Below are 23,502 nucleotides of genomic sequence, written 5' to 3'. Positions count from 1 at the left end.
TGCGAGGTCTCCGCTGGGCTGTGCCCAGTTACAAGGAAGGTGGCCGTACCTGGCCGCGGTGGTCGCCGCGCCTGCGGTCGACATTGGCCGGATCGTCCGGCTCGATACTGTCCGGCAGTGCTGGGGCGTCCGGGCGCACTTCGGCCGGATCGTATGCATCGCCCTGTTCCGCTTTCGCAGGCCGCAGCCATCCGCTGCCTGCCACTACCTGGTTGAGGATGCCATTATCGCCTGCCGCGCCCGGCTTTCCCAACCCGGCGCCTGCGTTCTTCCCCAATTCCATCAATGCAGATGGGGACAGCATGTCGGTCGGCAAGGCCTTGGGCAGCATATCGGCGCCCGGTACCTGCCAGCGCGGCAGCTTCCCGTTCATCCAGGTCACGGCCGGATTCAGCACCGGGCGAACCGCCGAGCGCTTCCAGGAGGGCTCGGCAGCCAGCGGGGTGAAGCCGGCCAGCAGCACCAGGATCGCCGCGATCAGGCCACCACGCACGGCACCCAGTACACCGCCCAGCAACCGGTCCAGGCTGGTCAGCATGCTGCGGTGGATCATCGCCTTGATGACCATGCCGATCACCGCGACCACGATCATCACGCCAATGCCCACGCCCAGGTAGCCGCCGACGAAATGTTCGCCGCCAGGTGCGGCGGGCGCCGCCCACCAGCGCGCGGCATCGCTGCCGAAGGCGAAGGCCGCCCACGCGGCCAGCAGCCACGACAACGTGCCGATGACGATTCCCACGAAGCCACGCAGCATCCCGAGCAGGGTCGAGGCGGCGATCACGATCAGCAGCACCACGTCGATCATGGCGCCCCGCTCCTTCGGCGGCGCTGGCAACGGGCCTGCGCGTCGGTCATGGGTGCGGTCGGACCATGCCGGCGACGCCAACCTTGGCGGCGACCTGCGCCTTCAGCTGTTCGGCGTCAGCCCGGTTGGCCACCGGTCCGACACGGACGCGATGCAGGGTGCCCTTTTCGGTACGCACCTGCTCGACGAAGGCGCTGAAGCCGGCAGCACGGACCTTGTCACGCAGCGCATTGGCATCGCTGGCCTGGCCGAACGCGCCCAGCTGCACGGCGAAGCCGACGCCGCTGGCCGCCGGTGCAGCCGGCGTGGCCGGTGCCGTCGCCGGCTTGCTGGCGGTGGCCTCCGGCTTCGGCTCGGGCTTCGGGGTTTCGGGCTTCGGCGCCGGCTTCGGCGGCTCGGGCTTGGCCGCCGGAGTGGCCGTCGCAGTCGGCGTACTCGGCGGCAGGCTTTCGCTACGCACCGGGTTGCTGCTGGCGGACGGCGAGGTGGCTGCGGACGGGGTACTGGCGCTTGGCGTAGCCGGTGCCGGGGTAGCTGCCACCGGGGCGCTGCTGCCCGTAGCGGCATCCAGAGTGATCACTTCGGCCTTCACATCGGCGCGGATCTTCACCGCCTGCAGCCGGGCCGCCTCGGCCTGTGCACGGTCGGCATACGGCCCCACGCGCACACGCCATGCCTGACGGCCGTTGATGGTAGTCGCTTCTGCGAAGCCCGGCAGCTGCGAGCGCTGCAGGTAGGCGATCACGGCATCGGCGTCGGCCTTGCTGCCGTATGCGCCGAAAGTGACGGCGTAGTTGCCAGCGGCAACCGCCGGGGACGTGTCCACGGTCGGCGGCGTGGCCGGCGTGGCGGCCTCCTGCAGCGGCTTGGCCTGCCCGGTCTGCAGGCCGGTAGCCCCACCGGCCGGGGCCACCAGCGGCAGTTCACGGGTTTCGAACTGGCCATCGGCCGGTGCATCCGGCGCGGCGATCGGCACCGAGGCCACGCCGCTGTCCGGTGCAGGCCCCTTGACCAGCATCGGCAGGAAAATCACGGCCAGTGCAACCAGCACGATGGCACCAATCAGACGCTGTTTCAGAGGCGTATCCACGTGAGGCGGCAACTGTCCGGAGGTTGCGGTCGATTATACGGGTGCCGGACCGGACGGCGTCGGGATTGGCTGAACGTGGCTCAGGCGCTGCCCTGCAACCACTGCAACGCGGCGGCAGCGGTATGGAAGGAGCCAAACACCAGTACGCGGTCACCGCGCTCGGCCCGGGCCAGTACCTGCGCCAGCGCCTGTTCGACCGAAGCGGCCAGCTGCGCGCTGCCAGCAGCGGTCTCGGCCAGGCGCGCCTGCAACTGGGCGGCACTCTGGCCACGCGGGCCGTCCAGGCCGGCAAGGGTCCACTCGCCAACCACGCCCTGCAATGCCTGCACCACACCCGCCGCGTCCTTGTCCTGCAATGCGGCATACACCGCCAAGGTGCGCCCGGCCGACGCCTCGGCCTTCAGCGCGCGCGCCAGCTGGCCCGCCGCCTGCGGGTTATGCCCGACGTCGACGCGGATCTGCACACCGCCACGCTCGAACGCCTGCAGGCGGCCCGGAATGCGCGCCGCCGCGATACCGGCGGCCCACGCCGCGCGCGGCACCGGCTTGTCCAGCGCGCGCAGCGCGGCGATGGCCGCACCGGCATTGGCCAGCTGGATCGGGCCGGCCAGCGCCGGGGTCGGCAGCTCCATGCGCAGGCCGACGTCGCGCCAGCGCCAGCGCTGGGCGTCGATCGGCTCGTAGAAGTAATCGCTGCCGCCGCGGATCGCGTTGGCACCGACCAGGTAGGCACGCGCGAGCACGCTCGAGGGCGGGTCGGTCTCGCCCAGGATCACCGGCTTCCAGCCGCGGATGATGCCGGCCTTCTCGGTGCCGATCGCCTCGCGGTCCTCGCCCAGCCATTCGGCGTGGTCGATGTCCACGGTGGTGATCACCGCCACGTCGGCATCGACGATGTTGACCGCATCCAGGCGGCCGCCCAGGCCCACTTCCAGCACCGCCAGGTCCAGCCCGGCGTCGGCGAACAGCTGCAGCGCAGCCAGCGTGCCGTACTCGAAATAGGTCAGCGTGGTCTCGCCACGCGCGGCCTCGACCGCACTGAACGCAGCGACCAGCGCGGCATCGTCCACGTCCTGGCCGTCGATGCGCACGCGCTCGTTGTAGCGCAGCAGGTGCGGCGAGGTGTACGCGCCGACCTTCCAGCCGGCGGCACGTGCAATGGCTTCGATCAAGGCCACGGTGGAGCCCTTGCCGTTGGTGCCACCGACCACGATGGTGCGCTTGGCCGGCGCCCCCAGGCCCATCGCCGTGGCCACGGCGCGCACGCGCTCCAGGCCCATGTCGATGCTCGCCGGATGCTGGCGTTCAATGTAGTCCAGCCAGTCGGCCAGGGTGGTCGGGGTGTTCGTCACGGCAGCGGTTCCAGCAGAAGCAGTTGGTGCGAGGGGATCGATCAGAGTGCGCGGTGCTTGGCTTCGCCGAAGAACGGCGTGTGGTGGGCGCAGTCGTTCAGGCGCACCACTTCCAGGCTGTCAAGGTCGGCGCCTTCGAGCAGGTTGAGCGTGGTCGGTGCCTGGCGGAAGGTCCACAGGCGGGAGATCGGCAGGCCCAGCACCTTGCACAGGATCACGCGGTTCACCGCGTCATGGGCAACCACCAGCAGGGTGTCGTGCTCGCCGAGGCCGTCGGTGGCGCGGGCCAGGCCGCGCCAGCTGCGCTCCAGCACCAGGCGCAGCGATTCGCCGCCGGGCATCAGCACGGTATCCGGCTCCTCGCGCCAGGCCTGCAGGCGCGACGGATCCTTCTCGTGGATCTCGCTGGCCAGCAGCCCTTCCCATTCGCCGTGGGCGATTTCCTGCAGTTCCGGCTCGGTCAGCAGCATGTCGGCACGGGCGGCGCCAAGCGCCAGCTGCGCGGTGCGCTGCGCGCGCGACAGCGGCGAGGCGACGGCACGGGTGATGTCGACCGAGGCCAGGCGGGCACCCAGTGCCTGGGCCTGGGCTTCGCCGATCGGCGACAGCGGGATGTCGATCTGGCCCTGATAGCGGCCTTCGGCGTTCCACGGCGTTTCACCGTGGCGGGCAAGCAGGATGCGCATGCGTGCAAGGGGTCCTGGGGGGAGGAGGTTCCCGCGTTTCGTTCACATCCTGTGAAGTGCGCGGAACACGGATGATACCTGTTCGGCGCGCCGGGTCGGGGCGGGCATGAAAAAACCCCGCGACGTGGGTCGCGGGGTTTCGGAATTCCCGGCCATCGGGTCGGGTTTGCCGGCCAGCGGCCGGCACTACCGCAACCGGTTTATTTCGCCAGATTCAGTTCCTTCAGCAGCTGCGGCGCCGGCGCCACTTCCTGCATGATCCACTGCATGTAGCGGCTGTCGACGGCGATCATGCGGGTCATCACCGGGTCGAACACCCAGTTGGAGCTGACCGATTCCCAGTTGCCGTCGAATGCCAGGCCGACCAGCCTGCCGTTGGCGTCCAGCACCGGCGAACCCGAGTTGCCGCCGGTGATGTCCAGGTTGGACAGGAAGTTCACCGGCACCGAGCCGATGCGCTTGTCTTCCAGGCCGCCATAACGCTTGGCCTTGACCGCGTCGAGCAGCGCCTTCGGCGAATCGAACGGATCTTCACCGGTTTCCTTCGCCGCCACGCCTTCCAGGGTGGTGAACGGGGTGTACTTCACGCCGTCCTTGCCGTAGCCCATGACGTTGCCGAAGGTGATGCGCAGCGACAGGTTGGCGTCCGGGTAGACGAACTCGCCCTGGCTCTTCTTGTAGTCGGCCACGGCCTGCAGGTACAGCGGACGCGCGGTCAGCGATTCACCTTCGCGGATCTTCTTCTGCTCTTCCTGCTTCAGCACTGCCGGCATGACAGCCACGGCGTACTGGATGGCCGGATCGCTGCTGGCTTCGAATGCGGCACGGTCGGCCTTGAACCATTTCAGGCGTGCGTCCAGGCTGCCGAGCTCGGTGCCCGACAGCTTGCCCACCAGCGCCTTGACTGCGTTGGCATCGCTACCGGCCAGCCACTTGTTCAGCACTTCATTGTCGCGCTGCGCGGCCGGCAGGGCCACGTACTGCTCCAGCCAGTAGGCCTGCAGCTGCTGGTCCATCTTCGCCACATAGCGGCGGTCCATCTGCTTCAGGCCACCTTCAATGGTGGTCAGGTCGCGTTCCTGGTAACCGGCTTCGCGCTCGGCATCCGGTTTGCTGCGCTCGATCGACAGGCGGTACAGGGTGATTGCCGCACCAACGGCCGAGGTGTTGTTGAACTGACCAACGAACAGGTCGCGTTCGCGGGTCGACTTGCTGGTATCCAGATGCTTGACCAGCTGCGCATGTGCGGCCAGCGCCGGCTTGCCGGCAGCGCCCTGCTTCTTCAGCCACGCCAGCACGGCGGCTTCTTCCGCCTGTTTCTGGCCGGCGGCATCGATGCGCTTGAAGCCCTCCAGCTGGCCCAGGTAGTTCTTGGCCACGTTGTTCATGCTGGCGGCGGTGGCGGCGTACTTCACCTTGACGTCGGCGTCGGCCTTGCCGGCGTCGGCGATCATCTTGAGCACGGCGTTGTAGTGCTTGGCGATGGTCGGGTAGGTGAAGCTGGCGGTTTCGTTGAACTCACCGGCCAGCGCATAGCGGTTGGTGCGGCCCGGGTAGCCGGCCACCATCACGAAGTCGTCGGCGCCCAGCGGCTGGTCGGCGAACTTCAGGAAGTGCTTGGGCTGGTACGGCACGTTGTCGGCGGCGAAGGCGGCCGGCTTGCCATCCTTGCCGACGTAGGCGCGGTAGAACGAGAAATCGCCGGTGTGGCGCGGCCACATCCAGTTGTCGACGTCGCCGCCGAACTTGCCGACGCTGCCCGGGGGCGCGTAGACCAGGCGCACGTCCTTGATTTCCATGTTGCGGAACAGGCGATAGGTGTTGCCGCCGGAGAAGCTGTACAGGCGGCAGCGGAAGCCGGCATCGGCTTCACAGGCGGCAACCTGGGCCTTGTCGAAGGCGTCCAGCGCGCGACTGCGGGCCAGCGGGTCGTTGCCTGCGGCGGCGATGGCGGCCTTGGCCTGGGCGGTGACGTCGGTGATCTGGTCGAGCACGAACACGCGGGCGTTCGGGCCGGCGCTCAGTTCATCCTTCAGGGTCGGTGCGTTGAAGCCGTCCTTGATCAGGTTCTTCTGCGCGGTCGAATTGAGCTGGATGGCGCCATACGCGCAGTGGTGGTTGGTGACCACCAGGCCCTGCGGCGAGACGAAGCTGGCGGTGCAGCCCCCCAGCGCAACCACCGCACCCATCGGGTCACCGGTCAGGTTGGCCAGCTGCTCCGGGGACAGCTTCAGGCCGGCCTTCTGCAGCGGCCCGGCGATTTCCGGCAGCTGCTGCGGCACCCACATGCCTTCTGCGGCGTGGGCGACCTGGACCAGCCCAAGGCTGGCGACGATGGAGAATGCAAGCAGGTTCGAGCGCATGGAGCGGCCCCTGGTAGTGGAACCCTCGATTGTAGCCCGCTGCCCTGCCCCGGCCCGAACCCCGGAAGTCATGGGCCTACTTCTTGCTCTGCCATGCGCACGTCGGCCGCGCACATGGAATCGTCCAGAGGGGGCGTGGTCACCCTGGCCGGGACCGTTGGCGCCATGGATGGCGCCATCGAGCAACATGGATGGGCTTTTGCGTGTCCCGGCCAGGGTGACCACGCCCCCTCCCCCGGAATCAAGGAGGCGCTGCTGTTTGCAGCACGTTCGAAACGCCCGTCGGCGCACGCCTTTCGTTCCGCCAAAGCACCCGCAGCGCAACATGGGAAATCCGCGCGGCACCCTATAATCCGCGCTTTCCCCCTGATGAGTTCCACCCCGATGGCGCAGCAAACGATGAAGGCCCTGGTCAAGCGCGAAGCAGCCAAGGGCATCTGGATGGAAGAGGTTCCGGTGCCGACTCCGGGCCCCAACCAGGTGTTGATCAAGCTCGAGAAGACCGCGATCTGCGGTACCGACCTGCACATCTACCTGTGGGACGAGTGGAGCCAGCGCACGATCAAGCCGGGCCTGACCATCGGCCATGAATTTGTCGGCCGCATTGCCGAAATCGGCCCGGGCGTGACCGGCTACGAGATCGGCCAGCGCGTCTCGGCCGAAGGCCACATCGTCTGCGGCCACTGCCGCAACTGCCGCGGCGGCCGCCCGCACCTGTGCCCGAACACCGTCGGCATCGGCGTCAACGTCAATGGTGCCTTTGCCGAATACATGGTGATGCCGGCCAGCAACCTGTGGCCGATCCCGGACCAGATCCCGTCGGAGCTGGCCGCGTTCTTCGACCCGTACGGCAACGCAGCGCACTGCGCACTGGAATTCGACGTGATCGGTGAGGACGTGCTGATCACCGGCGCGGGCCCGATCGGCATCATCGCTGCCGGCATCTGCAAGCACATCGGTGCGCGCAACGTGGTGGTGACCGACGTCAACGACTTCCGCCTGAAGCTGGCCGCCGACATGGGCGCCACCCGGGTGGTCAACGTCGCCAACCAGTCGCTGAAGGACGTGATGAAGGAACTGCACATGGAGGGCTTCGATGTGGGCCTGGAAATGAGCGGCAACCCTCGTGCGTTCAACGACATGCTCGACTGCATGTACCACGGTGGCAAGATCGCCATGCTGGGCATCATGCCCAAGGGTGCCGGCTGCGACTGGGACAAGATCATCTTCAAGGGCCTGACCGTGCAGGGCATCTACGGCCGCAAGATGTACGAGACCTGGTACAAGATGACCCAGCTGGTGCTGTCCGGCTTCCCGCTCGGCAAGGTGATGACCCACCAGCTGCCGATCGACGACTTCCAGAAGGGTTTCGACCTGATGGAAGAAGGCAAGGCCGGCAAGGTCGTGCTCAGCTGGAATTGACCCGAAGGGTCAATTCCCCCGCATGTTTCCTTATCCCCGCGCCTTTGGCGCGCCCCCTTGAACAACAAGGGGGCTCTTCCCCAGATGGGATCAAGAACACTGCGGAATTGAAAAAGGCGCCCGATGGGCGCCTTTTTCGCAATGCGTGCCAGGCAAGCCTGGCACCTACCGAAGCAAGGGTTACTTGCCGACGGCCACGGTCAGCAGCACGCGGCTGTGTGCCAGCTTGCCGGAGTTGTCGCGGCCGTTGCCGTCGGTGCCGTAGTAGCCGAGGCCGACGTTGAACAGGCCGAACTGGCGTTCGACGCCGACGTTCCAGTCGGTGTAGTCCTTGGCGATGCCGTCCTCGAAGGTGCTGCGGCCGACGTTGGCATTCAGGGTGAAGTCCTTCGGCAGGCCCCAGCTGCCGCCCATGCCGAAGTACCAGCCATCGGTGCTGCTGTTCCAGACATCGTTGGTGTAGGCCACCGTCAGCTTGTAGGTCTCATCCAGCGTGGTGGTGGTCACCAGCTCGTTGTAGTTCTGGTTGCTGGCACCGATGTAGGTATAGCGGTTCAGCAGCACATCGAAGTTGACGCGCGGGGTGACGTCCACGCCGTAACCGATCTGGTAGTCGACCTCGGTGTTCGGGTCGCCCGGACCAAAGTCCACGCCCGACCCCCAGACACCGGCATACAGGCCTACCGGCGAGGTGTAGGTGAAACCGGCCTGCAGGGTCGGCTTTTCGTCGGTCTGCGAGACACCACGGAACAGGTAGTCCGACACGGCGGTGACGTTCCAGCTGTACGGCGATTCGTTTTCCTGGGCACTGGCGGCGAACGGGGCAGCCAGGGTCAAGGCAGCGGCAATGGCGAGGCAGGCACGGGCGTGCTTCATGAGCGTCTCCGGTGGGGGCGGTGGCGTGGAAGGCCGAGGGCGGGCGTATCGGCCGGAACGGGACAGCTCCGGTTCACGAATTTTTAACCACTTTGCTATTGCGATGCAACATGTGCCGGCCGTGGCGATGCCCCGCCCGGGCCGGTCGGCAAGCGGCGATGCCCGGTAGAATCAGCGGTTTCCCGTTCAGAGCCGCGCCCACGCCATGACCGACGCCTCCTCCGCCCTGACCCGCCACTACGCCGAGGAACTGGACGCCATCCGCGCCCAGGGCCTGTTCAAGTCCGAGCGGATCATCACCAGCCCGCAGTCTGCCGAGATCACTCTCGACGATGGCCGCAAGGTGCTGAACTTCTGCGCCAACAACTACCTGGGCCTGGCCGATCACCCGGACCTGATCCAGGCCGCCAAGGATGCGCTGGATACCCACGGCTTCGGCATGGCCTCGGTGCGCTTCATCTGCGGCACGCAGGACCTGCACAAGCAGCTGGAAAAGCAGATCGCCGACTTCTTCGGCAAGCAGGACACCATCCTGTACGCGGCCTGCTTCGACGCCAACGGCGGCCTGTTCGAGCCGCTGCTTGGCGAGAACGACGCGATCATTTCCGATGCACTGAACCATGCTTCGATCATCGACGGCGTGCGCCTGTGCAAGGCCAAGCGCTTCCGCTACGCCAACTGTGACATGGCCGATCTGGAAGCCCAGCTGCAGGCCGCCGATGCCGCCGGCTGCAAGACCAAGCTGATCACCACCGACGGCGTTTTCTCGATGGATGGCTTCATCGCGCCGCTGGACGAGATCACCGCGCTGGCAAAGAAGTACAACGCCCTGGTGCACATCGACGAATGCCACGCCACCGGCTTCCTTGGCGCCACCGGCCGCGGCTCGGCCGAAGTGAAGGGGGTGCTGGAGAAGATCGACATCATCACCGGCACTCTGGGCAAGGCCATGGGCGGCGCACTGGGCGGCTTCACCTGCGCCAGCGCCGAGGTGATCGAACTGCTGCGCCAGCGCTCGCGCCCGTACCTGTTCTCCAACTCGCTGCCGCCGCACGTGGTGGCCGCCGGCATCAAGGCGTTCGAAATGCTGGCTGCCGCTGACGACCTGCGCAGCACCCTGGCCGAGAACACCGCCTACTTCCGCGAGAAGATGACCGCCGCCGGTTTCGACGTGAAGCCGGGCGTGCATCCGATCAGCCCGGTGATGCTGTATGACGCACCGTTGGCGCAGAAGTTCGCCGAGCGCCTGCTGGAAGAAGGCATCTACGCGATCGGCTTCTTCTTCCCGGTGGTGCCCAAGGGCCAGGCCCGCATCCGTACCCAGATCAGCGCCGCGCACAGCCGCGAGCACCTGGACCGGGCGATTGATGCGTTCACCCGCATCGGTGTCGAACTGGGCGTGGTCAAGGGCTGATCACGGCCGGGGTCGGATCCCTTTCCGCAGGAAAGGGTTCTGACCCCGCACGGTCAAAGCGTGCCGACCGAGGTCGGCACCCACTGGCGTCACTTCTTTTTCTTCTTGCCCTTCGGCTCTTCCTTGCTGGCCACCACTACCGGCTTGGCGGCAGCGTCCTGGCCATTGCCCTTGGCAATGCGGATGCCGTTGGCCTTCATCCAGGCATCGAACTCATCGGCGGTCATCTTCTTGTCACCGTTGCTCATCAGGAAGCGGTAACTGCCGCGACCATCCAGCTCCGGGGTCTTCACTTCCACCACCGGGGTCTCGGCAGGCGTTTCCGCCTTGGCCACCTTCTTGTGGCCGCCGCAGGCGGCCAGCAGCACCATCGGCAGCAGCAGGCCTGCACAGCGCAGGGTTTGATTGAGGGTCGGGTGGTACATGGCAGGCTCCGTTCGGGAATGTCGACAGCCAGGCGCCCCCTACGCCTGGAACGGCGGCCGGCAACTGCCGGCCACGGGCGATGATCAGCCCGGTGCAGCGGCCCCCAGCCGCTGCTGGTCGCTGACCTGCAGAACCCGCCACTGGCCCTTGCCGAGATCGCCGAGCACCAGCCCACCGATCGCGACCCGGACCAGGCGCAGCACCTGCAGGTCGAAGGCCGCCAACAGGCGGCGGATATGGCGGTTGCGGCCCTCGTCGAGGACCACCTCCAGCCATGCGGTCTTGTCGCCACTGCGCAGTACGCGCACGGCACGGGCGGCGAGGAGCTCGCCCGCGTCTTCGACACCGGCGCGCAGCGCGGCCAGGGTGTCCTCATCGGGCAGACGATCCACCTGCACGTGATAGGTTTTCTGCGGGCCGGTCTCCGGATCGGTCAGGTGCGCCGCCCACTGCGGATCATTGCTGAACAACAGCAAGCCTTCGCTGGCCTTGTCCAGGCGCCCGACCGGCGCGATCCACGGCAGGCCGGCACCATCGAAGCAGCGATACACGGTGTCGCGACCACGCTCGTCCTGCGCCGTGGTGACCACCCCGCGCGGCTTGTTGAGCATCAGGTACAGGCGCTGCGGCGCCCCCATCGGCTGGCCGTCGACCTCGATCGGCGGGGGCGGACTGGCAATCGGGAACTCGGGATCACGAACGATGCGGCCGGACACGCGTACGCGGCCCTCGGCAATCCAGCGCGCGGCCTCGCTGCGCGAGCACACACCCGCCTTGGACAGCACGCGCGCCAGGCCATGGCGCACGCCACTGGAGACATTCGGAGTCGCACGCCCACGCGGTGCGCGGGAGCGGGAGGCGGGGGCGGCAGGTGGGCGGCGCGTGCGCAAGCCTCTGCTCCCCGCGGCGCTTACTTCTTGTCGACCGGCTTGGTCTCAGCCGGTGCTTCGGCCGGGGCCGGAGTGGCGGCCGGAGCCGGACGCGCCTTGACCACGCGAACGCCGCGCGCCTTCATCCAGGCGTCGAACTCTTCGGCGGTCATGCGCTTGCCGTTCTGGCTCATGTCGAAGCGCCAGGGCGTGTTGTCGAATTCGGTCTGCGGCTTGTAGGCCGCCGGATCGTTCGGCTTCACCGCCGGTGCGCTCGGAATGGCCTTGGCGATGTTCTGGCAGCCGTCGATGCGCAGGCGCTGCAGCACCTGGTCCAGCGACTGCGACGGATCGTAGTTGCTGCTCAGCACACCGGCCGGCATGCCCAGCTGGTTGCCACGGATGTACAGCTCGTCGGCCACTGGCGCGATGGTCGTGGCCGGCAACGGCAGCGGCGAGGCGCTGGTGTTAACCGAGCAATCGACCGCAGCGTGGGCGGCGGGAACCAGGGCCAGCGCCAGGACGGCGGCCGATGCAGAGCGCAGCATGAGGGGCATCCACGGAAGGAAGTGACGCGGCGAGTTTAGCAATGCCGCGTCAGCTTTCAAGCACCACTTTCAATGAATACGACAACTTATTGGTTTTACGGACAAAAGACCGACGAACGGTTGCCTTGCCGCGTCACAGGCGAGCGTCCTGCCCGCAGAAACAACAAGACCCGGCCGAAGCCGGGTCCTGCTGTGTCCTACGGGCAGAGCGTCAGAACTTAGTTCTGGACGTTCAGCTCGGTACGACGGTTCTTGGCGCGACCTTCCGGGTTGTCCGAACCATCCGGGTTGGTGTTCGGAGCAATCGGACGGCTCTCGCCGTAGCCGATCGGGCCGACCAGGCGACCGGCGTCAACGCCGTTCTTGGTCAGGTAGTTGTACACGGCGGTAGCACGACGCTCCGACAGCTTCTGGTTGTAAGCGTCGGTACCCTTCGAGTCGGTGTGACCGGCAACTTCAACGCGCAGATCCGGGTAACGCTTCAGGATCTCGGTGGCTTCGCTCAGGATCGCCACGGCGTCCGGACGCAGGTTCGACTTGTCGAAGTCGAAGTTGACGCCCTTCAGGTCGATGGAGACCGGAACCGGGCAACCGTCCGGACCGATGGTCTGACCCGGCTGCGAGTTCGGGCACTTGTCGTCGCAGTTGTTGACGCCGTCACCGTCGTCGTCCAGGTCGGCGCAGCTCGGGGCAACCGGAGCCGGAGCCGGAGCAGCCGCGACCGGAGCCGGGCCCAGCGGGATCACGACGCCGACCGAAGCCAGCACGTCGCCGAACCAGCTTTCGTCACGTGCGGCGATGCTCTGGTCGTCGAAGTCAGCGCGGTAGGCCACTTCGGCGCGGACAGCAACGCGCTTGTCGAAGGTGGTCTGCAGGCCGACGCCCAGCTTGGCAGCAACATTGCCGTCCTTACGCTGGCGCGGGCCGTTGTTGTCGAGCGCAGCGTACTCTTCTTCCGACTTCTGGTAGCCCAGGCCACCGACGATGTACGGGTTCCAGCCGCGGCCTTCCTTGATGAAGTGGCGACGCAGGTCCAGCGAGATGCCGTACTGCGACCAGTTCAGGTCCTGGTTGCTGTCGAAGTTCGGGTTCTGGTAGTTCAGCTCACCGTCCAGCGACCAGTTCGGGCTGATGAACTTACCCAGGCCCAGGGTCACGAACGGAGCGTCATTGGTCAGACGGTCGCTGTCCTGGAAGTTGAAGCCGGCCGAACCGGTCAGGTACCAGCGGTCATCGAACTCCTGCGCAGAAGCTGCCTGGGCGAAAGCCAGGCCGCCCAGCAGCGCGGCAGTAAGGATCTTCTTGTTCATTGAATACAGCTCCTATTTCGGGGGTATGAAACCGGTAGAGGCATGGGCCAGCACTAGTGCGTCGATGTTCGACAGCCGATTCAGCACGCCACCGCCGCGAACATTATGCTCAGGCGGGTGAAGGCCATGTTAACAGTCCCGTAACATGTGAAGTGTTGCGCCCGACCGTCCACCGGTCCGACGTTGAAACCCTATACAGGATGATGAAAATCCGCAAGACCCACACGCTGCAAGGGTTTGACGGGGTTTAGGTGCGAGAAGCGACATATTGCGCAACGTGCTGCATCACACGGTTCAGCGCGTCTGAGGAAACGTGAGGAACCTTATGATGGGATCACGAACCCAGCCGGAGTCGTGATGAAAGCCGTCGCCCTGAGTCGTGAATACGCGCCCGCCCTGCGTGATGTCCTCCTGCCACCGCCGCTGCCTCCTCGCGGCCGCGATCTGCTGGTGCGGATCGAAGCGGTTTCGGTCAACCCCGTCGATGGCAAGCAGCGGGCCGCCACCGATCCAGCCACCCTTGAGGTTCCCCGGGTGCTCGGCTGGGACGCAGCCGGCGTGGTCGAAGCCATCGGTGACGAGGCCAGCCTGTTCGCCTCCGGTGACGAGGTCTACTTCGCCGGTGACGTGACCCGACCGGGCTGCAACGCCCAGTACCAGTGGGTTGATGAGCGCCTGGTCGCCCGCAAGCCGACCACGCTCGATTTCGCTGAAGCGGCCGCGCTGCCGCTGACCACTCTCACAGCCTGGGAACTGCTGTTCCAGCGCATGCCGCTGCAGCTCGATGGCCGCCGTCACGTGGGCCAGCACCTGCTGGTGATCGGCGGCGCCGGCGGCGTCGGCTCGATGGCGATCCAGCTGGCGCGCCATGCCGGTTTCGAGGTGATCGCCACCGCCTCGCGCGAGGCCTCGATCGACTGGTGCCGACAGATGGGGGCCGCGCATGTGATCGACCATCGGCAGCCACTGCAGCCCCAGTTGCAGGCGCTGGGCATCGATGCGGTGCAGGTCGCGCTCAATCTGGCCGACACCGACCACTACTGGGATGAACTAGGCCAGCTGCTGGCACCGCAGGGCCACGTCGGCCTGATCGTCGAGCCGCGGGGTGCACTGCGCATCGGCGATCCCTACAAGGCCAAATGCATCGGCATCCACTGGGAATTCATGTTCGCGCGTTCGCGCTTCGCCACCGCCGACTGCATCGAACAGCACCGCATCCTCAGCCGTGCGGCCAGCATGATCGATGCCGGCCAGCTGCGCGGTACGCTCAATGAGACGCTGGGCACGATCAATGCGGCCAACCTGGACATCGCGCATCAGCGCCTGGCCAGCGGGCGCACGGTGGGCAAGCTGGCGCTGGTCGGCTGGGACGACTGACGCCGCGGTGCGGAGCCGATCAGGGGCTCGGCTCTACACCACAGCCTCTACGCGGGATCGACGCTACCTGTAGCGGCGGATTGGCCGGCATCTGTATCTATGGATGACGCAGAAACGGCGATACGGTGGAAACAGATCCCCGCCCCCCCGGACCGCCATGCCCACCGCCCTGCCCTTGCGCCTGCTGCAATTGATCACCGGCCTGTTCCTGTACGGCTTCGGCGCCTCGCTGATGATCCGCGCCGCCATCGGCGTGGCACCCTGGGATGTTCTGTCGCAGGGCATCGCCGCGCAGACGCCGCTGTCATTCGGCCTGGCAACCAATGCCATCGGTGCATTGGTGCTCCTGCTGTGGTGGCCCCTGCGGCAGAAGCCGGGCCTCGGCACCGTGCTCAACGTGATGCTGATCGGCCCCTCCGCACAGTTCGGGCTGTGGCTGCTGCCGCCGGCCGTCGGCCTTGGCTGGCAGGTGGCGATGTTCTGTGCCGGCATGCTGCTGGTGGCGCTGGCCACCGGCCTGTACATCGGTGCCCGCCTTGGCCCGGGGCCACGCGATGGCCTGATGACCGGTCTGCATGCCCGTACCGGCTGGCCGATCTGGAAGGTGCGCAGCCTGATCGAAGGCAGCGTACTGCTGCTGGGCTGGTGCCTGGGCGGCAATGTCGGCCTCGGCACCCTCGCCTTCGCCCTGCTGATCGGGCCGCTGTGCGGAGTGACGCTGGGCTGGTTCGGGATCGGTCGGCCTGCTCCGGTAGTGCCGGCCGCTGGCCGGCAACCGCAATCGCCCTGAGTTGACCGGAATGCCGGCCAGCGGCCGGCACTACCGCCCCCGGAGTTCGGGGGCAGCGCCGCAGGCGCGGGGGGTTGGAGGCCGGTGAGTGGGGCCCGCGATTCGCGCAGCGAAACGCGGGAGCGACAGCACGCATGTGCCGAGCGCACCCGGCCAGCGGCCGGCACTACCAAACCGTCAGACAGCGGCCAGCCCTCCCAAAGAAGCGGCCCTTGCCCCGGCCGCCGTTTCGCGGCACGCTTCGCGCTTCCGTACGCAAGCGTATCGACCATGTCGCCAGCCAACGAAAGCGCCTATCCCCACCTGTTCGCCCCGCTGGATCTGGGCTTCACCCAGCTGCGCAACCGCGTCCTGATGGGTTCGATGCACACCGGCCTGGAAGATCGCGCCCGCGACTTCCCACGGCTGGCGGCCTACTTCGCCGAGCGCGCCGAGGGCGGCGTCGGCCTGATCGTCACCGGCGGCTTCGCGCCCAATGTGGTCGGTTGGCTGAAGCCATTCGGTGGCAAGCTGTCCTGGCCCTGGGAAGTGCGGCCGCACCGCCAGCTCACCGCCGCCGCGCACCAGCACGGCGCGAAGATCTGCCTGCAGTTGCTGCATGCCGGCCGCTATGCCTACCACCCGTTGTCGGTGGCACCGTCGAAGCTGAAGGCACCGATCAACCCGTTCACCCCGCGCGCATTGTCGGCCAGCGGCGTAGAGCGCCATATCGCCGACTACGCTCGCAGCGCGAAGCTGGCCCGCGAGGCCGGCTACGACGGCGTGGAAGTGATGGGCTCGGAGGGCTACCTCATCAACGAGTTCATCGCCCCGCGCACCAACAAGCGCGCCGATGCCTGGGGCGGCGACGCGCGCCAGCGCATGCGCTTCGCGGTCGAGATCGTGCGCCGCATCCGCGAGGCCTGTGGCCCGGACTTCATCATCATCTACCGCCTGTCACTGGTGGATCTGGTCGACGACGGCAGCGACTGGGACGAGATCGTTCAACAGGCGCAGGCGATCGAGGCGGCTGGCGCAACGATCATCAATTCCGGCATCGGCTGGCACGAAGCGCGCATTCCGACCATCGCCACCTCGGTGCCGCGCGCGGCCTTTGCCGGCGTCACCGCCAAGCTCAAGCCGCATGTGAAGGTACCGCTGGTGGCGACCAACCGCATCAACATGCCCGACGTTGCCGAAAGCATCCTGGCCGGTGGCGGCGCCGACATGGTGTCGCTGGCACGCCCGCTGCTGGCCGACCCGCAGTGGCCGAACAAGGCCCGTGCCGGCCGCGCGGAGGCGATCAACACCTGCATCGCCTGCAACCAGGCCTGCCTGGACCACGTGTTCGAGAACAAGCTGGCCAGCTGCCTGGTCAATCCGCGCGCCGCCCACGAGACCGAGCTGGTCTATCGTCCCACTGCTACGCCGAAGACGGTTGCGGTGGTCGGCGCCGGCCCCGCCGGCCTGGCCTGCGCCACTGTCGCTGCCCAGCGTGGCCACCAGGTCACCCTGTTCGATGCCAATGATGAGATCGGCGGCCAGTTCAACGTGGCCAAGCGCATCCCCGGCAAGGAAGAGTTCCACGAGACCCTGCGCTACTTCCGCCACGCGCTGCAGGAGACCGGCGTACAGCTGCGCCTGGGCACCCGCGTCGACGCTTCCCAACTGGCTGGCTTCGACGAGGTGGTGCTGGCCACCGGCATCACCCCGCGCAAGGTCGATTTCCCCGGTGCCGATCACGCCAAGGTGGTGAGCTACCTGGACGTGCTGCTGGGACGGGTCGAAGTGGGCGCCAATGCGGCGATCATCGGCGCCGGCGGCATCGGCTTCGATGTCGGCGAATTCCTCAGCCACGCCGGTGAATCCCCCTCGCTGGATCCGCAGCGCTGGATGGCCGAATGGGGCGTGGACCCCAGCTTCGAGGCACGCGGCTCGCTGGGTCGGCCCGAGGTCGAGCCGTCACCGCGACGCTTGTGGCTGCTGCAGCGCAGCCCGGGCAAGCCGGGCGCGCGGCTGGGCAAGACCACCGGCTGGATCCATCGCGCCACGCTGAAGGCCAAGGGCGTGCGCATGCTCGGTGGCGTCGAGTACCTAGGGGTGGACGACGAGGGCCTGCGCATCCGCGTGGACGGCAGCGAACAGCTGCTGCCGGTCGACCATGTGGTGATCTGCGCCGGGCAGGAACCGAACCGCACGCTGCAGGCCGAACTGCAGGCGGCCGGCATCAACGCGCAGCTGATCGGCGGTGCCGACGTGGCCGCCGAACTCGATGCGAAACGCGCCATCGACCAGGGCAGCCGGGTCGCCGCCGCGCTCTGATGAGCGCCTGAATGGGGGACGGAATGTGATTTCCGTCACCCCGGTTGAACCTGAATGTCAAGCCGAGCGGTTCACGATGCGTTCGGCTATGCCCCCCTACCTTGCGCCATCTTTCCGCTCACCAGCCAGTTTCCGGTGAGCCGGCGCAGTCCCCACGATCGGTACTGATCGTTTCTTTTGGGGCTGCCCACGGGGCGGCCCCGATGGCCGCCTCCCCATGACGCCAAGTCGTCCCCCACCTCCTGTCGCCCCGCGGCCGGAACCGGAGGGTGCGGCCCATACGGAGCAAGGAGTTATATGAAACTGGCCTGGATTCTCTGGCTGTCGCAGTTGTTGCCTCAGCCGGCCGCTGATTCACTGTGTTTGAGCACCACCGTCTACCTGGAAGCCCGCGACCAGACCCTGCGCGGCCAGCAGGCTGTTGCCGAGGTCGCCCTGCGCCGTCTCGACAGTGGCCTGTGGGGCGACTCGATGTGCCAGGTGGTCACCGCGCGCAAGCAGTTCGCACCGACCATCGTCTCCCCCGGCACCCAGCTGGGCAATGACGCGGCGTGGAGCGAAGCGATGAACGTGGCCTTCGACGCCGAGCGCAACTGGGCGCTGCCGGCCGGCGAACGCCGCGAGATCGTGCCCGGTGCCAGCCACTTCGCCGCGCTGTCCATCGCCAGCCCGAACTGGCGCAACGCCTACCAGGTGGCGACCATCGGCGATCACACCTTCTACAAGGTGCAGAACCTCAAGCCACGGCAATCGTAACGATCCGTGCTGGCGGCAGCGTTGCCGGCCGCCGCCGGGCTCTGGGATAGTGGGCGTTTCCCGCCCTCATCACCTGGAGTTCCCATGAAGCTGTACAGCAAGCCCGGTGCCTGTTCCACCGCCGACCACATCGCCCTGCAGTGGACCGGCCAGCCGTTCGAGGTTGAACTGCTGAACAAGGACACCCTGAAGGGTCCGGAATTCCTGAAGATCAATCCGGCCGGTGCCGTTCCCGCACTGGTCGACGGCGACTTCGTGCTGCTGCAGAACGCCGCGATCATGGGCTACATCGCCGACAGCTTCCCGCAGGCCGGCCTCGCCGGTGATGGCAGCCCGCGCCAGCGCGCCGAAGCCACCCGCTGGCTGGCCTTCGTCAATTCCGACGTGCACCCGGCCTTCTCGCCGCTGTTCGCGCCGGGCAAGTTCATCGCCGACGAGAGCCAGTACGACGCGATCCGCGCCGCCGCGCACAAGCGCCTGCGTGGCCTGTTCGAGACCGCTGACAAGCAGCTGGCCGACAAGCCCTGGCTGGCCGGCTTCCGCAGCTTCGCCGACCCGTACTTCTACATCACCCTGCGCTGGGCCGCCGGTACCAAGGTTGATCTGTCCGGCCTGGACAACCTGGCCGCCTACAAGGCACGCATGGACGCCGATGCCGGCGTGCAGGCCGCGCTGAAGGCCGAAGGCCTGGCCTGACCTTGGTCAGGGGTCAGATCCGTTCGCGTGGCGAACGGATCTGACCCCATCGGCTACCAGGCGGCTCCGCCCCCCTCGATTTCATTGGCGCGATCAGCCGATCTGGCGGATCACTTCCCCCTTGGCATCGCGCAGGTAGGTCGGCACCACCTCGATACGCAACCTTCCTGCCAGCGGGTAGACCCCGCGCTCGGCGTGCACCCCTGCCAGGGCCTGCAGGCCCGCCTCGTCCAGTGACCAGCGCGCGCTGTCGGCGGATACGTCCGCCACTTCACCGCCCCCGTCGGCGATGAACTCCCACTGCCGCTCGCGGCTGACCAGTTCCAGCGATCTGCCGTGGCGCAGGCGCAGCGGCAGCAGTTCGCACACGCTCGCCACCTGGCCGGCGCCAAGCACCAGCGTGATCATGCCCGCCTCCTGGCGCCAGTCCAGTGTCTCGATGAACAACATGCCGGTGCTGGAGCCTTCGCGCTCGCTGCCGGCCCGCACCTCTGCCGCCAGCGCAGGGTCCTCCAGCAGGTTGCCGCGGTGCAGGTCGCTGACCCACAGCGGCATTGCCGGCTGCAGCGCCTGCAGCACGCCGCGCGTAGACCAGCGCTTGACTGCCTCCATTTCCTCATCGGTCAATCCGACCAGCTGCAGGAACTGCAGGTGGCCATTGGCGGTGTCGCGTGCCGGCAACTGCGGGTCGGCAATGAAGGCCAGGTGGCACAACCGCGTGTCGGTCTCCAGTGCGATCGGGCCGTTGGCATTCAGATGGTGGCCATCCTCGAACACGTTGCCGCTGCCGAACACATAGCGCGCCAGGTTCTGCAGCAGGTTCATCGGCCACACCGGCGGCGTGCTGTCGGCGTTCTCAGCGGCTTCGGCAGCGAGACGGAACGTCAGCTCGAAACCATAGCCGCTGGCGGCAGCATCACTGCTCTCCTTGGCATACAGCTCGGAGAAACCGTAGGTGATGTAGTGCCAATGCGGAACCGGCGCATCCGCCCAGTACACGCTGATGCCATCCAGCGGATCCTGGCCGCCGAGCGTGTAGGGAAGCGCGGTGCCGTAGTGTCGCGGCTCCTGCCCGGCATACAGCGGCGAAAGCGCCGCATTGATCGCGTCCCAGCCGGGGGTGTCGGTGTCATCGTGGTCGTCCTGCACGCGGAACTCCTTGTGGGGAAGTGAACCGATCACTTTACGCGGTGGCTCAGGCCTGCACGACCTCTTTGCCAGCGTTTACTACGGCGGACTGGGTTTCCTGCCACCAGCGCTGGGCCAGCGCCGGGCTGCGCGCCTTGCCCACCGCCGCCAGCAGTTCCGGGCAAAGGCGTTCCAACGCCAGCGCATCGGTGCAGCGTTCGATCTTCAACTGCATGAAGTAGCCCTTCAGCCCCAGATGGCGCCGCACCGCCTCGCTCATCGCGTCGTACAACTGCTGGTACAGCGCCGGGTCCTGTTCGCGGCCGGTGCTGATGCCACGCGCCGGAGCGGCCTCTACGCTCCCGCCGATCACCTCGATCAGTCCCTGTGCGGCCAGCTGCTCCAGTGCATCCGGAGGTGCGCGCAGGCCATCGAACAAGCCGCGCAGTTCGGTGTCATCGCGATGGCCATCGACCATCAGCAGGATTGAACGCAGTGCCGCCGGCAGGCGCCGGCCACGGTCTTCGATTTCCTGACGGCCAGCAGCCGTCTTGGCGTGCAGCAATGCCATTGCGTCCCCCTCCCTTGATGCGCCATGCCGGCGCACCCTCACGGGCACGCCCCCCTGTGTGCCACCCCTGGGCGGCGCGCGCATTCCCCGGCGCGCACCGCGTGTTGCAGGTCGATGACAGGGCGAGCTTAGCGCAAGTGCAGCGGGTAGTGCCGTCCGCTGGCCGGCAACCTCGGGATTGATGGGGGGCCGGCCAGCGGCCGGCACCACCGGATCAACGGCCCAGCGCGCGGCGGATCTCCTCCAGCGCGCTGGGGTCGTCCAGCGTCGACAGGTCGCCCGGGTCACGCTGCTCGGCCAACGCCTGCAATGAGCGCCGCAGCAGCTTGCCCGAACGGGTCTTGGGCAGCGCGTTGACCACGTGCACATGCGCCGGGCGCGCGACCGCACCAAGCGAAGTCGTCACCGTCGCCATCATCTCGGCCACCACCGGCGCCGGATCCTCGCCTTCAAGCCCCTGCTTGAGGGTGACGAACACCAGCGGCACCTGCCCCTTCAGCTCGTCCTTGACCCCGATCACGGCAGCCTCGGCCACGCGCGGATGGCTGGAGATGGCCTCCTCGATCTCGCGCGTGCCCAGACGATGCCCGGCCACGTTGATCACATCGTCGGTACGGCCGAGGATGAAGGTATAGCCATCGTCATCGCGGATCGCCCAGTCCAGCGAGCTGTACAGCAGTTCCTTGAAGTGGCTGAAGTAGCTCTGCAGGAAACGGCTGTCGTCGTTCCACACCGTGCTCATGCAACCCGGCGGCAAGGGCGGCGACACCACCAGCACGCCCTTCTGCCCCGGTGCCACTTCCTCGCCGGTGTTCTCGTCGATCACCTTCATCCGGTAGCCGAGATTGGGGAAGCCCGGTGAACCGAAGCGCACCGGCTTCATCTCCAGGCCCGGCAGCAGGGTCAGTGCCGGCCAGCCGGTTTCGGTCTGCCAGTAGTTGTCGATGATCGGCTTGCCCAGCGCTTCGCTGATCCAGTGCGCGGTGGGCTCGTCCAGCGGCTCTCCGGCCAGGAACAGATACTTCAGGGCGCGCAGGTCGTGGCGATGGATGAAGTCCGCGTCATGCTTCTTCAGCACGCGGATGGCGGTGGGTGAGGAGAACATGGTGCGCACGTTGTACTGTTCGCACAGCGCCCACCAGATACCCGGGTCCGGATTCGTCGGCAGCCCCTCGTACAGCAACGAGGTGCAGCCACCGATCAGCGGGCCGTACACGTTGTACGAGTGGCCTACCGCCCAGCCGACGTCGGAAGTGGAGAACATCACCTGGCCCGGCTTGCAGTCGAACACGGTCTCCATCGACTGCGCCATCGCCACCGCGTAACCACCGACATCGCGCTGCACGCCCTTCGGCTTGCCGGTAGTACCGGAGGTGTACAGCAGGTAGCTCGGCTCGCTCGCTTCCAGCCACTGTACCGGCACATCGACCTCACCAACCTGTGCACGCAGCGCGGCGTAGTCCACGTCGCGACCCGGCACGCGGGGTTCGGCGGCATCCAGCCCGCGCGACACGATCAGCACGTGCGGTGGCGGCGACGCCGCTTCGGCGCAGGCCGCGTCGACCATCGGCTTGTACGGAATCAGCTTGCCACCGCGCATGCCGGCGTCCGCTGCGATCAGCAACTTCGGCTTCGCATCGTCGATGCGCAGCGCCAGGTTGTGCGCGGCGAAGCCACCGAACACCACCGAGTGCACCGCACCGATGCGCGCGCAGGCCAGCATCGCGAACACGGCTTCGGCCATGTTCGGCATGTAGATCACCACGCGGTCACCGTGGCCGACGCCGAGATGCTTGAGCACGGCGGCGAAGTCGTTCACTTCGCGATACAGCTGGCGATAGGTGATCTCGCGGGTGCTGTTGGTTTCGGTGGAAATCGCAACCAGCGCGAGCTGGTCGGCGCGCGTTGCCAGGTGGCGGTCGACGGCGTTGTAGCAGAGATTGGTTTCGCCGCCGACGAACCAGCGCCGGAACGGCGGGTTGCTGTAGTCGAGCACCTGCTGCGGCGGTTTGTGCCAATGGATGCGCTTGGCTTCCTCGCCCCAGAAGGCCTCCGGCTCGTCGATCGAGCGACGGTAGGTTTCCTCGTAGTTCATGACGCAGCCCTCCCAGACAAAGTCATGGGTTCGAGGATAGTCCGGCGCTGGCGCGCGGGCCGCCCTACCTTGGTAGGGGGTGGGTTTTTCATGCAGGGCTGCGCCCTGCACCTGCAGAAGCCGAAGCAACAGCAGAAGCTGGCTTACTTGGGGATGGCGGGGTGGGTCCGGTGGCGGGAGACGCCGTAAACCCGTCCATGGGGGCTTGGCCGCGGCATCCATGCCGCGGACACTCCCGCCACCGGACCCACCCCGCCTTCGACAGATTCCGCGATCTGTCGGAACGGCATATTGTTCTGGTAGGTGTCGACCTTGGTCGACACGATAGATCCACGCCATGCGTGAATGATTCATTCGATATCTGACAGAAAAAGCGTGTCGACCAAGGTCGACACCTACCAACAGCTGCGCGGAACAACGGCCACCGTTACCAACAGCCGAGTGAACCTGTCGAAGGTGGGGCGGTGTCGGAGTGCGGGGTGTCAGCCGCATGGATGCGGCTGCCAAGCCTACACGGACGTACTTGCGGCGGCCCCGCACTCCGACACCGTCCCGCCAACCCACGTATAGCCGGCTTTTGACATTGACGTTGATTCTGCGGAGGCAGGGCTGCAAGCCCTGCCG

General features: G+C 67.0%; 20 protein-coding genes. 7 read left to right on the top strand and 13 right to left on the bottom strand.

What is annotated here, in order from left to right; genetic code table 11:
* Positions 1 to 28: 28 nt before the first annotated feature.
* The 5 genes from ACS0OT_RS03985 to ACS0OT_RS03965 form a co-directional block, all read right to left on the bottom strand.
* The gene (locus tag ACS0OT_RS03985; protein ID WP_065179521.1) at positions 29 to 808 is read right to left on the bottom strand and encodes a CvpA family protein; all 780 of its coding nucleotides are present in this window, start codon (positions 806 to 808) and stop codon (positions 29 to 31) included.
* 46 nt (positions 809 to 854) lie between these two features.
* Positions 855 to 1,898 (bottom strand): SPOR domain-containing protein, encoded by a 1,044-nt coding sequence (locus ACS0OT_RS03980; RefSeq protein WP_069138935.1) that lies wholly within the window; start codon positions 1,896 to 1,898, stop codon positions 855 to 857.
* Between the two features lie 80 nt (positions 1,899 to 1,978).
* Complete coding sequence (gene folC, locus ACS0OT_RS03975) at positions 1,979 to 3,250, bottom strand: bifunctional tetrahydrofolate synthase/dihydrofolate synthase (RefSeq protein WP_139726769.1); 1,272 nt, start codon at positions 3,248 to 3,250, stop codon at positions 1,979 to 1,981.
* Between the two features lie 41 nt (positions 3,251 to 3,291).
* The gene (locus tag ACS0OT_RS03970) at positions 3,292 to 3,936 is read right to left on the bottom strand and encodes a histidine phosphatase family protein (RefSeq protein ID WP_005415444.1); all 645 of its coding nucleotides are present in this window, start codon (positions 3,934 to 3,936) and stop codon (positions 3,292 to 3,294) included.
* 200 nt (positions 3,937 to 4,136) lie between these two features.
* Positions 4,137 to 6,299 (bottom strand): S46 family peptidase, encoded by a 2,163-nt coding sequence (locus tag ACS0OT_RS03965; RefSeq protein ID WP_442256043.1) that lies wholly within the window; start codon positions 6,297 to 6,299, stop codon positions 4,137 to 4,139.
* 399 nt (positions 6,300 to 6,698) lie between these two features.
* Between ACS0OT_RS03965 and tdh the strand changes: the two genes are divergently transcribed.
* Positions 6,699 to 7,721 (top strand): L-threonine 3-dehydrogenase, encoded by a 1,023-nt coding sequence (tdh, locus tag ACS0OT_RS03960; RefSeq protein WP_005415442.1) that lies wholly within the window; start codon positions 6,699 to 6,701, stop codon positions 7,719 to 7,721.
* A gap of 180 nt (positions 7,722 to 7,901) precedes the next feature.
* Here tdh and ACS0OT_RS03955 read toward each other — a convergent pair whose 3' ends face one another.
* Positions 7,902 to 8,597, bottom strand: a complete 696-nt coding sequence (locus tag ACS0OT_RS03955) for a TorF family putative porin (protein ID WP_164093295.1) — start codon at positions 8,595 to 8,597, stop codon at positions 7,902 to 7,904.
* A 205-nt stretch (positions 8,598 to 8,802) separates the two neighbouring features.
* On the opposite strand from ACS0OT_RS03955, the gene kbl reads away from it, so the two are divergent.
* Positions 8,803 to 10,011, top strand: coding sequence for a glycine C-acetyltransferase (gene kbl, locus ACS0OT_RS03950; RefSeq protein WP_005415440.1), 1,209 nt, complete (start codon positions 8,803 to 8,805; stop codon positions 10,009 to 10,011).
* Between the two features lie 89 nt (positions 10,012 to 10,100).
* Here kbl and ACS0OT_RS03945 read toward each other — a convergent pair whose 3' ends face one another.
* The 4 genes from ACS0OT_RS03945 to ACS0OT_RS03930 all read right to left on the bottom strand — a co-directional run bounded on the left by ACS0OT_RS03945 (position 10,101) and on the right by ACS0OT_RS03930 (position 13,164).
* Positions 10,101 to 10,436 carry a hypothetical protein gene (locus ACS0OT_RS03945; RefSeq protein ID WP_164093296.1) on the bottom strand — a complete coding sequence of 112 codons (336 nt, stop codon included), beginning with the start codon at positions 10,434 to 10,436 and terminating at the stop codon, positions 10,101 to 10,103.
* Between the two features lie 84 nt (positions 10,437 to 10,520).
* Entirely contained in the window at positions 10,521 to 11,327 is an 807-nt protein-coding gene (locus tag ACS0OT_RS03940; protein ID WP_065179528.1) for a pseudouridine synthase, read from the bottom strand.
* 20 nt (positions 11,328 to 11,347) lie between these two features.
* A complete protein-coding gene (locus ACS0OT_RS03935; protein ID WP_005408235.1) occupies positions 11,348 to 11,854 on the bottom strand; it encodes a hypothetical protein in 507 nt (168 codons plus the stop codon).
* A gap of 218 nt (positions 11,855 to 12,072) precedes the next feature.
* Entirely contained in the window at positions 12,073 to 13,164 is a 1,092-nt protein-coding gene (locus ACS0OT_RS03930) for an OmpA family protein (protein ID WP_005415437.1), read from the bottom strand.
* 357 nt (positions 13,165 to 13,521) lie between these two features.
* Here ACS0OT_RS03930 and ACS0OT_RS03925 point away from each other — a divergent pair, with 357 nt between their 5' ends.
* The 5 genes from ACS0OT_RS03925 (at position 13,522) to ACS0OT_RS03905 (ending at position 19,084) form a co-directional block, all read left to right on the top strand.
* Positions 13,522 to 14,541 carry a zinc-binding alcohol dehydrogenase family protein gene (locus ACS0OT_RS03925; protein ID WP_053501218.1) on the top strand — a complete coding sequence of 340 codons (1,020 nt, stop codon included), beginning with the start codon at positions 13,522 to 13,524 and terminating at the stop codon, positions 14,539 to 14,541.
* Positions 14,542 to 14,698: 157 nt separating this feature from the next.
* The gene (yczE, locus tag ACS0OT_RS03920) at positions 14,699 to 15,331 is read left to right on the top strand and encodes a membrane protein YczE (protein ID WP_005415435.1); all 633 of its coding nucleotides are present in this window, start codon (positions 14,699 to 14,701) and stop codon (positions 15,329 to 15,331) included.
* Between the two features lie 270 nt (positions 15,332 to 15,601).
* On the top strand, positions 15,602 to 17,632 hold the full coding sequence (locus ACS0OT_RS03915; RefSeq protein ID WP_164093614.1) for an NADPH-dependent 2,4-dienoyl-CoA reductase: 2,031 nt from the start codon (positions 15,602 to 15,604) through the stop codon (positions 17,630 to 17,632).
* A 297-nt stretch (positions 17,633 to 17,929) separates the two neighbouring features.
* The gene (locus ACS0OT_RS03910) at positions 17,930 to 18,388 is read left to right on the top strand and encodes a cell wall hydrolase (protein ID WP_004154513.1); all 459 of its coding nucleotides are present in this window, start codon (positions 17,930 to 17,932) and stop codon (positions 18,386 to 18,388) included.
* Positions 18,389 to 18,472: 84 nt separating this feature from the next.
* Positions 18,473 to 19,084 carry a glutathione S-transferase N-terminal domain-containing protein gene (locus tag ACS0OT_RS03905; RefSeq protein ID WP_053501065.1) on the top strand — a complete coding sequence of 204 codons (612 nt, stop codon included), beginning with the start codon at positions 18,473 to 18,475 and terminating at the stop codon, positions 19,082 to 19,084.
* A gap of 93 nt (positions 19,085 to 19,177) precedes the next feature.
* Here ACS0OT_RS03905 and ACS0OT_RS03900 read toward each other — a convergent pair whose 3' ends face one another.
* From ACS0OT_RS03900 to prpE, 3 genes are all read right to left on the bottom strand, one after another.
* A complete protein-coding gene (locus ACS0OT_RS03900; protein WP_065178951.1) occupies positions 19,178 to 20,233 on the bottom strand; it encodes a suppressor of fused domain protein in 1,056 nt (351 codons plus the stop codon).
* Positions 20,234 to 20,279: 46 nt separating this feature from the next.
* Entirely contained in the window at positions 20,280 to 20,783 is a 504-nt protein-coding gene (locus ACS0OT_RS03895; RefSeq protein WP_005415431.1) for a hypothetical protein, read from the bottom strand.
* Positions 20,784 to 20,997: 214 nt separating this feature from the next.
* Positions 20,998 to 22,878 carry a propionate--CoA ligase gene (gene prpE, locus ACS0OT_RS03890; RefSeq protein WP_005415430.1) on the bottom strand — a complete coding sequence of 627 codons (1,881 nt, stop codon included), beginning with the start codon at positions 22,876 to 22,878 and terminating at the stop codon, positions 20,998 to 21,000.
* Positions 22,879 to 23,502 lie beyond the last annotated feature (624 nt).

Origin of the sequence: Stenotrophomonas maltophilia group sp. RY12688 (assembly GCF_052149045.1) — a bacterium.
Lineage (GTDB): Bacteria > Pseudomonadota > Gammaproteobacteria > Xanthomonadales > Xanthomonadaceae > Stenotrophomonas > Stenotrophomonas sepilia.
Note: the sequence above shows the minus strand (reverse complement) of the source record. Positions and strands in the feature narration are given on the sequence as shown.